The sequence below is a fragment of the Vallitalea sediminicola genome, assembly GCF_054408565.1.
Genome location: NZ_BTPT01000073.1, coordinates 1 through 13,787 on the forward strand (window position 1 = coordinate 1; position 13,787 = coordinate 13,787).

Annotated in this window: 13 protein-coding genes and 2 tRNA genes; 1 reads left to right on the plus strand and 14 read right to left on the minus strand. The window is 29.3% G+C overall.

The window, feature by feature from the left end; all coding sequences use genetic code 11:
• Positions 1-247 precede the first annotated feature (247 nt).
• The 3 genes from ACX6CF_RS22815 to ispD form a co-directional block, all read right to left on the minus strand.
• A tRNA-Ser gene (locus tag ACX6CF_RS22815) sits at positions 248-335 on the minus strand.
• A gap of 80 nt (positions 336-415) precedes the next feature.
• A tRNA-Ser gene (locus ACX6CF_RS22820) sits at positions 416-501 on the minus strand.
• Positions 502-846: 345 nt separating this feature from the next.
• Positions 847-1,539, minus strand: a complete 693-nt coding sequence (gene ispD, locus ACX6CF_RS22825) for a 2-C-methyl-D-erythritol 4-phosphate cytidylyltransferase (protein WP_458787686.1) — start codon at positions 1,537-1,539, stop codon at positions 847-849.
• A gap of 310 nt (positions 1,540-1,849) precedes the next feature.
• On the opposite strand from ispD, the gene ACX6CF_RS22830 reads away from it, so the two are divergent.
• Positions 1,850-2,359 carry a ferritin gene (locus ACX6CF_RS22830; protein WP_458787687.1) on the plus strand — a complete coding sequence of 170 codons (510 nt, stop codon included), beginning with the start codon at positions 1,850-1,852 and terminating at the stop codon, positions 2,357-2,359.
• An 82-nt stretch (positions 2,360-2,441) separates the two neighbouring features.
• Here ACX6CF_RS22830 and tsaD read toward each other — a convergent pair whose 3' ends face one another.
• From tsaD to ACX6CF_RS22885, 11 genes are all read right to left on the minus strand, one after another.
• A complete protein-coding gene (gene tsaD / locus ACX6CF_RS22835; protein WP_458787688.1) occupies positions 2,442-3,464 on the minus strand; it encodes a tRNA (adenosine(37)-N6)-threonylcarbamoyltransferase complex transferase subunit TsaD in 1,023 nt (340 codons plus the stop codon).
• Positions 3,465-4,043 (minus strand): DUF6715 family protein, encoded by a 579-nt coding sequence (locus tag ACX6CF_RS22840; protein ID WP_458787689.1) that lies wholly within the window; start codon positions 4,041-4,043, stop codon positions 3,465-3,467. It abuts the gene before it with no gap.
• 86 nt (positions 4,044-4,129) lie between these two features.
• Complete coding sequence (locus tag ACX6CF_RS22845) at positions 4,130-5,038, minus strand: ribonuclease Z (protein ID WP_458787690.1); 909 nt, start codon at positions 5,036-5,038, stop codon at positions 4,130-4,132.
• A gap of 266 nt (positions 5,039-5,304) precedes the next feature.
• Positions 5,305-5,547 carry a hypothetical protein gene (locus tag ACX6CF_RS22850; protein WP_458787691.1) on the minus strand — a complete coding sequence of 81 codons (243 nt, stop codon included), beginning with the start codon at positions 5,545-5,547 and terminating at the stop codon, positions 5,305-5,307.
• Between the two features lie 233 nt (positions 5,548-5,780).
• The gene (gene tkt, locus ACX6CF_RS22855; RefSeq protein WP_458787692.1) at positions 5,781-7,772 is read right to left on the minus strand and encodes a transketolase; all 1,992 of its coding nucleotides are present in this window, start codon (positions 7,770-7,772) and stop codon (positions 5,781-5,783) included.
• A 364-nt stretch (positions 7,773-8,136) separates the two neighbouring features.
• Positions 8,137-10,485, minus strand: coding sequence for a Lon protease family protein (locus ACX6CF_RS22860; protein WP_458787693.1), 2,349 nt, complete (start codon positions 10,483-10,485; stop codon positions 8,137-8,139).
• A 239-nt stretch (positions 10,486-10,724) separates the two neighbouring features.
• Entirely contained in the window at positions 10,725-11,168 is a 444-nt protein-coding gene (gene rimI / locus ACX6CF_RS22865; protein WP_458787694.1) for a ribosomal protein S18-alanine N-acetyltransferase, read from the minus strand.
• Entirely contained in the window at positions 11,159-11,872 is a 714-nt protein-coding gene (tsaB, locus tag ACX6CF_RS22870) for a tRNA (adenosine(37)-N6)-threonylcarbamoyltransferase complex dimerization subunit type 1 TsaB (RefSeq protein WP_458787695.1), read from the minus strand. The genes rimI and tsaB overlap by 10 nt, the downstream gene beginning before the upstream one ends.
• Positions 11,869-12,303 carry a tRNA (adenosine(37)-N6)-threonylcarbamoyltransferase complex ATPase subunit type 1 TsaE gene (gene tsaE / locus ACX6CF_RS22875; RefSeq protein ID WP_458787696.1) on the minus strand — a complete coding sequence of 145 codons (435 nt, stop codon included), beginning with the start codon at positions 12,301-12,303 and terminating at the stop codon, positions 11,869-11,871. The genes tsaB and tsaE overlap by 4 nt, the downstream gene beginning before the upstream one ends.
• The gene (locus ACX6CF_RS22880) at positions 12,304-12,957 is read right to left on the minus strand and encodes a YcxB family protein (RefSeq protein ID WP_458787697.1); all 654 of its coding nucleotides are present in this window, start codon (positions 12,955-12,957) and stop codon (positions 12,304-12,306) included.
• 180 nt (positions 12,958-13,137) lie between these two features.
• The gene (locus ACX6CF_RS22885; RefSeq protein WP_458787698.1) at positions 13,138-13,731 is read right to left on the minus strand and encodes an ECF transporter S component; all 594 of its coding nucleotides are present in this window, start codon (positions 13,729-13,731) and stop codon (positions 13,138-13,140) included.
• Positions 13,732-13,787 lie beyond the last annotated feature (56 nt).

Consider the following 13,787-nt stretch of genomic DNA (forward strand, 5'->3'; position numbering starts at 1 on the left):
GCCAGGATCAAACTCTCATGTTAAAGTTTCATCTTGACCAGATTGCTCTGGCTTATATTTTATAGACTATCGTCTTTATCTATTTTATTTACTAAGGATTTTTTTGGGTAAAACTTATTACTAAGTTTTTGGTTGTTTCACTGTTCAGTTTTCAAGGTTCTGTGTTTTATCTTTTAATACGTTAGCGAAGAATATTTTATCATATTTTTTGATGTTTGTCAACAACTTTTTCAAATTAACTATCAAACGGAGAAGGAGGGATTTGAACCCTCGCGCCGCGCTAACGACCTACTCCCTTTCCAGGGGAGCCCCTTCAGCCGCTTGGGTACTTCTCCAAGCTGTTTTTAAACACTTCGCGATTATTTGCATTTTAGCAATAATTAAAACCACCAATATGTGGTTTAGATTACTGAAACGGAGAAGGTGGGATTTGAACCCACGGCCCCTTTCGGAGTCACTGGTTTTCAAGACCAGCTCCTTAAGCCACTCGGACACCTCTCCATGTTTTGCAACTCATTATCGAGTGCTTTAATAATTTATCATATCTTAGCCAATGTGTCAAGCCTTTTTTACAACTTTTTTCGAGTTGTTTTTTTCTGTGCTTTTTCGTCAGTATTTAACGACAAGCGGTATGATATCATATATTATTTTAAGTGTCAATAGATAAAATCATTATTTTTATTTTCAGACAAATCCATATATTGTAAATAGATGCCTTAATACTGATATATAGGCTTTTTCAGCATTATCGCTCTTTAATTTTTAAATATCAAAACATATATATCTCTAAAGAACTACATGATAGTATTAACCCAAAATACTATCTGTTATGATAATCTGCCTACACTAACTTATAAAATTTTTAGCAATAGTTAAATCTTCAATAGTAGTAATTTTTATATTAGAGTATAATCCTTCAACAATTTTCACTTTAATATCTAGATATTTTTCAACTAACATTGAATCATCTGTAGCAACATAATTATCATTTTGAGCTTTTTCATAAGCCAATGTAATTAATTCTTTTTTAAATGTTTGTGGTGTTTGAATTGCCCAAAGCTTATTTCGACTAGGAGTATCTACAATATTATTATTATCATCAACTACTTTAATTGTATCTTTAACCTTGACTCCTAATACACAAGCACCATATTTTATCCCATTATCAATTGTTCCTTTTATTTGATCTGTCCCTATAAGAGGTCTGGCTCCATCATGTATTAAAACCATATGGCTACTCTCAGGCACTTTTTTGATACCTTCATATACTGAGTCTTGTCTCTCTTTTCCTCCTTCCACTATAGATATTATTTTCCCATAATTATATTTCTCTACTATTTTTTTTCTACAATAGTCCACTTCTCCTTTTCCTACTACCAATATGATATTTTGAATTTCATCACATTTTTCAAAAACATCTATTGTATATGCTAATATTGGTTTGCCCTCTAATTCTATATATTGCTTACATCTATTATCATTCATTCTTTTACCTTTTCCTGCAGCAGGTATTATTACTGTACATTGTATATCCTTCATATGAATATCCTCCATCAATAATTATTAATCTTATAATCTGATTAAAATATAATTTATTCTATTATGTTTTTATGTAGTTCTAACTTAATTTAGAGTCATCACTGGCCTTATTCCAATGATTGATGTATGATTAAACTTATTTTCTAAGTTCATTATATATATTATCGTATATTTTATTTTAAACTATTGTATACTAAATTTAAAGTAATAATTAAGCTTAATTAATAAAGAAGTTTAATCTTTCAAAATTACTATTTTCTTGTTATAATAATTACGTGGATATCTATACCAAACACTAGGAGGTTAAATTATGCTAAGTAAAAAATTATTAAATGAAATAAATGAACAAATTACTTATGAGTTCTACTCTGCTCATCTTTATCTGGCTATGGCATCATATTGTTATTCAATAGATTTTGATGGTTTTGCTAATTTTTTTATGATACAAGCAGAAGAAGAAAAATTCCATGCAATGAAATTCTTTAATTTTGTAAACGAAATGGATGAAAAAGTTGAAATAAAAGGATTAGAAACACCACCAAACAATTATATTGATATTGAAGATGTTTATTCTAAAACTTTAGAGCATGAAAAATTTGTAACAAGTCGTATTTATAAATTAATGGATATAGCTATGGAAGAAAGAGAACATGCGACTATAAGTTTTCTAAAATGGTTTATTGATGAACAAGTTGAAGAAGAGGCAACTGTTAAAGGTATTTTACAAAAATTGAAGAGAGCTAACAAAGATGTATCAATCATATATTCTATTGATTCAGAAATGGCTCAGCGTGTTTTTACACCGCCAACTAACGCTTAACTTAAAAAAATGTTATGAATGAATAGTTATTTCTTAAAATAAAAGAGGGTTGCCCATATTAAAATGGCATCCCTCTTTTATTTCAAAATGTATCGCTTAATTTAAGGTTAGGTATAGCATTTAAGTCCATATTATGTCTTACACCATTAATGTACTCATAATAAGCTGCTACGCCTATCATAGCTGCATTATCAGTACAATATACAAGTGATGGGTAGTGTAATGTTATTTTTTCTTTTTCACATGCTTTTTCCATTTCTTGTCTAAGCTTACTATTAGCTGCTACTCCTCCAGCTAAAGCAATTTTATCTAATTTTAATTCTTTTGCGGCTTTTATTGTTTTGTTTACAATAACTTCTACAACAGATTTTTGAAAACTTGCTGCAATATCAGGAACATTTATTTCCTGCTCTTTCATCTTACATTGATTAATATAATTAAGAACTGCTGATTTTACTCCACTAAAACTAAAATCATAAGATCCCTTCTCTAGATATGATCTAGGAAATTCTATTGCATTTTCATCACCTTGGTTTGACACTTTATCAATCTTAGGTCCACCAGGATATCCTAACCCTATGGATCTAGCAACTTTATCAAATGCTTCACCAGCGGCATCATCCCTAGTTTTTCCCATTATTTCATACTTTCCATAATCTCTAACATGAACTAAGTGGGTATGACCTCCTGATACTACCATGCAAATAAAAGGCGGTTTAAAATCCCCTTCTATATAATTAGCGCTTATATGTCCTTCTATATGGTGAATACCTATTAATGGTTTTTTTGCTGCAAATGCTATTGCCTTCGCTTCTGCTAATCCTACTAACAGAGCTCCCACCAAACCTGGTCCATATGTAACTGCTACAGCACTTACATCTTGAATTGTCATATTTGCTTCTTCCAATGCTTCACTTATTACAGGATCAATATTCTCTATGTGTTTTCTAGATGCTATTTCCGGAACAACTCCTCCAAATTTTTTATGCAAATCTATTTGTGAGGATATGATATTAGATATTACATCTTTTCCATTCTTTACAATAGCTACTGATGTTTCATCACAAGATGATTCTATAGCCATTATTATTACATCTTTATTCATTTAATCACCTACTACAATAAATTCTTCTGTTTTTTGCCATCCTTTGATTTTCCATAGTTTCTCATCTTTTACTAATACATATTCTTCGAATATTTCACCTTCTGGACCAACATTATTTAAATAGTAAACTACTTTTATAAAAGTGATATCCTCATTACTTCCACCATTATTTTTCTGAATATCATAACCTATTATCTTAGTATCATTTTTCTTGAATTTCTCTATTTCTTCTTTTGCATTTTCTAAATGAACATCAATTGGATTTTTATCTAGCAATTCATCATCATATAGTTCTCTTTGTACTTTTAATAATATTTCAATTTCTTCATTTGTAACTTCATGACTATATAATTTCTGCATAATGATATTATTAAATTCTAATACTTGTTCTGGAGTCTTTTGTATATCACGTATTTTCTTTATTGTACTTTCAAAGTCATCTTTTAGATATTCTAAAATCCTATCCGAATTTGATAGTAGACTTTTATCAAATTGATCTTTGCTTGTTTTGTTTGAAAATGTAATAAACAACACCATTCCTAAACATGCTAGAATTAGAATCGCAATAATTTTTCTCATATTCACCACTCCATTAATGTTCTTTTCTTGTATATAGTATAAATCTTATATATTATATATCGAAATCTATTAACAATACTATTATACTATTCGTCAAACTTTAATGTTTTAGTTAATCTGTCCTTACCAACCTTGGAGTTCTTAAATATTTTGGTAGCCACATGTAATGAATCTTTCGGTCTAACTAATGATGGACTAAAATGTGTTAGCCATAACTCATCAACCTGAGCTTTTGCTGCCAATGTTGCTGCCTCTTCAAATGTCATATGTTTATATTCATTTGCTTTATTTTCTTTTTCTTCATCTCCATACATACCTTCACAAATGAAAAGGTCTGCATCTTTTGCATATGTTTCAATGTTTTTTACAGGTCTAGTATCAGTACAATAACTTAACTTAATACCTTTCCTCGGTGGACCAAGCACTAATTGAGGATCATACTGTTTGCCCTCATATATAACTGGCTCTCCTTTTTGAAGAAGATTCCAATATTTTATTGGCAACTCTAGTTCTTTAGCTTTTTCCACTAAAAATTTCCCTTGACGATTGATGTTAATATTATATCCATAACAAATAACATTATGATTAAGTTTATAAGCTTCTATTTCATATCCATTTATATTAAAACAAGAATAGTCATCTTTTAACTCAACAAGCTTTAATTCAAATGGTAATTCAGGAGCTATAACACGTAACCCCTTAACAACTCTCTCAAGACCTTTGGGTCCTATTAACGTAATAGGCTCTTTTCTATCAGAATTACCTATTGTTAATAATAATCCAGGTAATCCTCCAATATGGTCACCATGATAATGCGTAAAACAAATAATATCGATGGATTTAAAACTCCATCCTTGTTGTCTTATAGTTATCTGGGTCCCTTCTCCACAATCTATCAGCATATTACTTCCATTATACCTTGTCATCAGAGAAGTTAGCCATCTATTTGGTAAAGGCATCATTCCGCCTGTCCCTAACAAACATACATCTAACATTTTTCATCCTCTTCCTTATTTTTTCTTATTGTATCATAAAATACCGTTTATCACCATATTAAATATGTAAGCTATCTAATAGTATTACCAAGAAAAGTAACTATATAGCATTATTCTATATATATTGAATTCAAACATTTATATATCCATTTCAATAAGTTCAATATATTTTCCTTGATTTTATATAGTAGAGAAGTTTCCTGTAGCAAAAAAAAGAATGCATAATATGCATTCTTTTTAGCTTTTTTGTTCTTATATAATTTGTATTACCTTTTAGTTCTAGTTGGTTGAAATTTAAAATTATTTATTAATTTATCATAGCATTCTTCACATAAATCAAAGCTATGGGTTTCCATATCTTTATTTGAAAAATATCCCCATTCTTTGGTAATATTAATATAGTCAACTTTTTCTTTCGACTCTTCGTTATAAATTAATTTACCACATTTGTTACAGTAGACTTCTGATAGGACATTATTTTTAATTATCTTCTTTTCGAATTTTTCCATTTTTTATCCCCTCACTAGGTGTCTTTAATGTTAAACATGAAGAGAAATCCATAATTATGCTAGGACAAAAAAGCAACTTGCCTATAGGATAAAAAATTGATTATGAAATTCTCTATACTAGAAATTTACGAATATTACTTATCATTATTATAACGTCCTAATTCTAATCTGTATATAGGTAATTTCTTCAATGTAAAAGAATCTATATTAGGGTATGAACAAAAATACCTCTATTATTTATTGTAAACTTTTTTTGCAACTTCATAAACATTCTCAGTAGTGATTCCAAATTCCTCAAATACTCTAGTTGCAGGCGCTGAAGCTCCAAAATGATCAAGACCAATAACTTCACCATCAAGTCCTACATATTTGTGCCATCCAAATGTAGCCGCTGCTTCTATAGCAACTCTTTTTCTTACATTATTTGGAAGTACACTTTCTTTGTATTCTTCAGATTGTGAGTCAAAAACGTCCATTGATGGCATACTAACGACTCTTACATCAATTCCATCTTGTTTAAGTTTCTTAGCTGCTTCATATATAAATTCAACTTCTGAACCGCTAGCCATTAATATCATATCTGGTGTTTCTTTATTGGAATCTGCTAAAACATATCCACCTTTTAAAGCTTTTTTCTCGGATTCTTCATAGTATGGAACATTTTGTCTTGTTAACACAATTGCTGTAGGTGTTTCTTTTGATGTAATAGCATAATACCAAGCAGCAGCTGTCTCTCTTGGGTCAGCAGGTCTGAATGTAACAACATTAGGCATACTTCTAAGGGCAGCCAATTGTTCTATAGGTTGATGAGTTGGTCCATCTTCGCCAACACCAATACTATCATGTGTTAATACAAATGTTACAGGAAGCTTCATAAGTGCTGATAATCTTACACTAGGTTTAATATAATCACTGAATACGAAGAAAGTAGCTATAAATGGTTTATGTGCACCATGTAATGAAATACCATTAGCCATTGCTGACATAGCTAATTCACGTACACCAAAGTGTAAGTTCATTCCTGAATAATTCTCTGCTGAGAAATCTCCTTTATCATTCATATATGTTTTTGTTGATGGTGCAAGGTCTGCAGCTCCACCAAATAAATTCGGAATATATTTTGTGAGTTTATTTATTATTTGTCCTGAAATAGCTCTTGTAGCTGATGGTTTTTTATCAAATGTCCAAAATTCTTCATCATTCAATAAATCAACTGGAAGTTCTTCACTTGTCCATACTTCCCATTCTTTTGCTAAATCACCGTATTTAGCTGCATATTCGTTAAATAGTACATTCCATTTTTCTTGTTCATCCTTACCTTTTTCCTGTAAAGCTTTCATATGGTCATATACTTCTTCTGGTACATGGAATTCTTTATCTATTGGGAACTCTAAATTTTTCTTTGTTTCAATAAGGTTTTCATCACCTAATGGTTCTCCATGAGCAGATGATTTTCCTTGTTTTGCAGGACATCCATATCCTATTTGTGTTTTTACTATAATAAGGGATGGATGCTCTAAATCAGCTTTAGCTTCTACGATAGCTTTTCCTATAGCCGCTAAATCATTTCCATCTTCAACTCTTAGCACTTGCCATCCATATGCTTCATATCTTTTTCCAACGTCTTCTGTAAAAGCAATATCTGTACTACCTTCAATAGTTATTTTGTTAGAATCATAGAATGCTATAAATTTACCAAGCTTCAATGTTCCTGCAAGAGATGCCGCTTCTGATGAAATACCTTCCATCATACAACCATCACCAGTTATAGCATATGTGTAGTGGTCCACTATTTTATATTCATCTTTATTAAATTTTGCAGCTAAGTTAGCTTCAGCCATAGCCATACCAATACCAGTTGCAAATCCTGCTCCTAATGGTCCAGTAGTAGTATCTACTCCTACAGTATGTCCATATTCAGGGTGTCCAGGAGTTTTACTTCCCCATTGTCTAAATTCTTGCAAGTCATCAATTGTAAGACCATATCCAAATAAATGTAATAAAGAGTATAATAACATAGAACCATGTCCAGCAGATAAAACAAATCTATCTCTATTTATCCAATTAGGATCACTTGGGTTATGTTTCATATGGTTAGCCCATAATTCATAAGCCATAGGGGCTGCTCCCATAGGTAATCCTGGGTGTCCTGATTTTGCCTTTTGAATACCCTCAGCAGATAGAATTCTAATAGTGTTAATCGTTGTTGTCTCAATATTTCTCATCTTGTATTCTTCCTCCTTATAATAGTAATCCTTAGAATACTTATTTATATAAGTACCTAATGTTAATAGTTACCAATTATATTATTTTTTCAAGATTGCATAAATTCACTCTCTCAAAAAATATTATCTATAAGTTGCTAACAATATATATTTAATTTGTTCATAGAATTAATAATTATACCTTGTTTAAAGAACTTTAATCTTCACATATGCATTTTATCATATTTTGGAATAATAGCAAGTACAAATGTCCAAAAAAACAAATGCATTATAAAAGGATAGTCTTATCTATCCTTTATAATACTTTGCCAAATTATTCTTTTATTATAACAATAACTCTTCTATTTTATAACTTATCATGCTTTTATGATTCTTGTACTTTTAACTTTTCATAATAAGTTTTTAACTTGGAAGCTATTGCATTATCTATTTCATCCATACTTACATCAGTAAATATCTCTATACCCTGTTCAATGTTATCTATAGAATATATATGAAATTTACCATTCTTAATATCATTTAAAATATCATCATCTAATATTATTTCATCAACGTTTTGTTTTGGTACAATAATACCTTGATTTCCTGTTAAACCTTTGGTTTTATATAAGTCGTAGCATCCTCTTATCTTATGTGTAACACCCCCTATAGGCTGAACATTACCAAATTGGTCCACTGAACCAGTTATGACAATACTTTGGTCAAAAGGTATTTCTGACAAACTTGATAAAATAGCATATAATTCAGCACAAGAAGCACTATCACCATCAATGATATTATATACCTGCTCAAAACAAAGCTGGCAATTCAACATCAACGGATAATCTTGTGAATATTTATTGCCAATATATCCTGACAATATACCGATACTTTTGTCAAAAACATTTCCACTAAGTTTATTTTCTTTTTCTATATTAATTACACCTAATTTACCCATATATGTTACAGCAGTAATTCTAATTATTCTTGCTATGGTATTTTCACTATAATCACTTAATGCCACACCATTTATCTGTCCAACTTTCTTTTTACTATAATCAATTATTATTTTATCCTTTTCATACAAATCATTTATGTTTTCTTTTAACAATGAAGATCTGTTATTTTTTTTAATGACTGCTTCTTTTATAATATTTGAATTTATCACATTCATTTCTGAATGAGCAGCACATAAATCAGCTTCTTGTATTAAATCCATCAATACAGAAAATTTCGTAGTTAGTTTATTTCTGTCTTCTGCAACATATGATGCATATCTTAATAACTCATTCTTTCCATCTTTAGTAAGCATCCTAAGTTTTTTTCTATCACAAACATCATCAAAATAATGATAGTATTTACTGATTATCCTTTTATTTTTTTCTACTTCAGTATTAAGTTGCACATGTAGCTTAAATAATTCTTTGAATTCACTATCATAAGCATATAATAATCTATATATACGTTCATTTCCTATTAAAATAATCTTTAAATCCATAGGAATCGGTTCTGGTTTAATAGTTTTTATTGGAAGTGAACCTAATTGTTCTCGAATGTTCTCGAATATTAATTTTTTATTGATTAAAACTTTTTTAAGTGTTCCCCATGTTAAAGCACTGTTCAGTAAATTTTCTGCATTAATAATTAGATATCCACTATTAGCATTATGGAGTATACCTTTTTTAATCATGGTATAGTTAGTTGTATAAATCCCTAATTCATTTTCATACTCTATTTTACCAAACATTTCATAATAAGATGGGTTATCACAATATATAATTGGTGATGTTTTTGCATTAGAATTATCTATAAAAAGATTAACTTTATACTTTTCTAGATTATCCTCTTCATCATCAATTAATAAAGAATTTAAAGTCTCCTGACTATCTGTCTCCGATAAGATATTCTTTATGTTTTTGAATAAATGTTCTTTTAACTCCTTTATATAAGCTATAACTTTTTTGTTACTCTCAAATTCAGCTTCGGTTTTTTTGAATATATCATCAATAATGATCTTCAATATTTTATTCTGAAGCTTAGTAACTTTTGCTTCGGATATTTTTTTTAGTCTTTTCACTTGCTTCATTATGTCTTCTGATTTATTTTCCATAGTGTTTAGATTCTCTAATATTATTTCTTGTTCTTCTACTGTTAAATCATCGTATTTATCTTCACTAATTTTTTTACCATCTACAATAGGAATAAAAAATATGCCCTTATCTGTTATATTAGTTGAAAACCCAAGTTTTTTGGCATCATCTTTTAATTCTTCTAATTTATTTTCACCTTTTGATAAAAATTCATCTTTTAAACAAGTCTCAACTTTCTTGAATTCGGCACTGTTTAACTTTACATTAGATTGTAGAATTACATCTTTAACACAGTTTTCAATATTCTTTTTAAATTTTTTACCTTTTCCACAATTCAGTCGTAACGCTCTTGGTTTATCTTCATTTTTAAAATTATATACATAACACCAATCATCAGGAGGATTGTTCTTTTTACTCTTGTCTTTTAAAAATTTTCTTAGAAATTCTACTGTATTTAATCCTTCTTCAGCTGATAAGTATATATTATATCCAGATCCATTTAGTTTAAGACCAAAATCTAGTATTTCGCTTACTCTGCCATTCCCAACAAATATATCTTCTTCATCTTTGTCATTATCAGATTGCTCTAGAACAACTGACTTCAAATCTAAATCTTCATGGGAAAGTTCATAACATTCTTTCATTAAGCAGCTCCTCCCTATACCCTTTGCCCTTTAAAGTTTCATATACTTTATCTTATACATTTATAAGGTGTCTTGTTAATAATAAATATAACTTTCCAACCTTTTTTAAAAAGCAGAAACAAAATAAAAGTTTTCTTTCCAATGGTATAGGTAATTATTTATTGGTAAAAAACAAAAGAGACTTAAGATAAATTTCCTAAGTCTACTTTTATATGTCACAATAGCCCTACTTATAAGGATTATTCTATATTTTTCCACATTATATACGCATCTTCTCTTGGTTTATCATAAAAATTCTTTCTTACTCCAGCTATTTGGAACTCTAGCTTTTCGTATAATTTAATTGCATTTTTGTTACTTACTCTTACTTCTAAAGTAAAAGACATAATACCTTGTTTTGTCCCTTCATATATAAGAGCCTCAGTTACTTTTCTACCAAATCCAGCTCCTCTTCTTTCTTTTGTTACTGCTATATTGGTAATGTAACCTTCTCCTACGATATTCCATAACCCAGCATATGCTATTATCTTATTATTTTCTTCTATTACCATGTATACTGAATGTGTATTACTCGTTAACTCCTTTGTAAATGCATCTTTAGACCAAGGATTAGGAAAAGTATTTTCTTCTATGGAATGTACTTCTTCTATATCCTTCAGATTCATTCTACGTATTAGATACATGTATTATGTTTCCTTTCAAATTCCCTTTCTGCTTGGGACTTTCTTAAATAGATTGGTTTGAAGTTCATATAACTTTCTGTCTCTCCTTTTAACGCATGTAATATACCCAAAGCAGCTACTGAGGATGCTCTCTGTATATTATTATTTAAAGGGGCTAATACATATTCATTATTAGTAAAATTATTTTTTATTCTATCAATATTAGGTGATATACCATCTCCTAAGAATATAACTTCTTTATTAATTTTTTTGACCTCAATAAATATATCTTCTATCGGAACAACTGTACTAGGTAATATATTGTTAAAGATATTGTTATCATATGAATATAATCCGGTATATACTTGATTTCTTCTTGCATCCATTAATGGACATATTATTTTGTCTGTGTATCCCATATTGTAAGCCAAAGCATCCAAAGTGGCTACTCCTACTATAGGGATTTCCAGAGTATGAGCCAACCCCTTAGCTGTCGCAACACCAATTCTTAATCCGGTAAAGGATCCAGGTCCTTTAGATACAGCTATTATATCTAATTCACTCAGATCAAGATTAATCATATTCGTAACTTCTTCTATCATTGGCATTAAAGTCTGTGAATGTGTTTTCTTATAATTCGTTGTGTATTCGCATAGTAACCTATCGTCTTCCGCAACAGCAATAGATGCTGCAACAGCAGAACTTTCTATGGCTAAAACTTTCATTTGTTTATTCCTCCAGCAATGGTTATTTTTCTGTAATCCAACCCTATATCTAAATCTTTCTCTATGTTAATCCATATTGCTTCTTCTGGTATTATTTCTTCTATTAGATTTGCCCATTCTATTAGACATACCCCATCATTATAAAAATATTCTTCGTACCCTATTTCATACATTTCATCAGGATCATCAATTCTATATACATCAAAATGATTAAATCTCAATTTATCAGTATCATATTCATTTACTATTGTAAATGTTGGGCTAGTGATATGTTCATGAATTCCAAGCCCTTCTGCAAAACCTTTTGTAAATACGGTTTTACCTACACCCAAATCACCTATAAGACAATAGATTTGCCCTTTTTTCGCATCCTGTCCAAGTTCTTTACCAATTTTTTTAGTTTCTTCTGCTGAAAATGATTTATATATCAATCAAATCTTCCCTTCATTCTTTTCTTGCTTAAACTTATATCTTGATGTATCCATCTTAGTAGACACCATTTGTTTTATATTAACTATTTTTTTCCCATCTTCCATTAATCTAGCAGGAATAATAAATGCTTGGTCTTTACTTATGTAAAATAGAATATTATATTTTCTTTCAACAACTTTATATAGATTTTCCCATAGAAATTCTATCCATTCACCAGCTTGTGATACATAAAATCCTTCATCATTTATTTTATATAGAATAGGTTCTTTGAATACAGGATTGGTTGCAATCTGTTTTTTTGATTGTAAAAATAACATTAACGGAGATATAACAAGATAAGTCAATGCTCCGAATAATAATACAAGAGTCATAAAAGTATCATTCCACAAAAAAGATATAGGGAATAATACCAGACATATTATACTAAATAATAAAGTTATTTTACTGCTTAATTTTGAATAAACATGTCCCAGCATAAAATAGAACATATCTTTGTCATTAATTTTGATACTTAATTCTATATTATTGTCATTATTATTTTTTTTGTTGTTTTTACTAATCTTATTGTTATTTTTTTTAATGTTGTTATCTAGATTCTTGTCATTTTTACTGTTATTATTATTTTTATTCTTATTCTTCTTTTTCGTTGCCATAATAACCTCCAATTATTTAACAATATCTTTTGATAGGTATTATAGCACTTTTACAAGAATTTAGCTAGTACAAAACTAGTCTCGCTACTTTATTTTACTATTCTAAAAAATTAACCTTTACTAATATTTATTAACCAAAAAACCTAGATATAATCTAGGTCTTTAAATGTTCTTATTCTATTATTGCAACTTATTGATTACTTGTTTAAATGCTTTAACTGCTACATAACTAACTATGGTAACTATAACTCCTTTTATAAGATTAAAAGGAACATAGAAAGAGTATATCATATTCATTTTCTCTGCATGTGGTGTACTACCTAGATACACTGGAATATTGATAAAATAATTAACAAGTCCTGCTGTAACAGTCATAATAATAATTGCAACTATACTTCCAATAATAAATCTTTTTAAATTATTTCGTCTGAATATAAGACAGAATGGTAATACATAAGCTATTCCAACTAATAAATTAGCCAATTCACCTATTCCACCTGTACCAGAATTCATAAGTAATAATCTAAGTAGATTTTTAATGAATTGAATTATAACAGCTGCCATAGGACCTAATATTATTCCACCTAAAATTGCTACCGTATCACTGAAATCAATTTCTAAGAAAGGTGGAAAAAAAGGCAACGGGAATTCAATTAAAAATATGATGTATGCTATTGCAGATAATAAAGCAATTTTTACTAGATACATGGTATTGAATCTTTCTGACTTAGCGCTATTTGTTCCATGGATATGGAACTTACTTATTTTTTCCATATTAATTTTCTCCTTCCATAAAAATCTTCCGGACCCGTGATTAAATAAATAAAAAA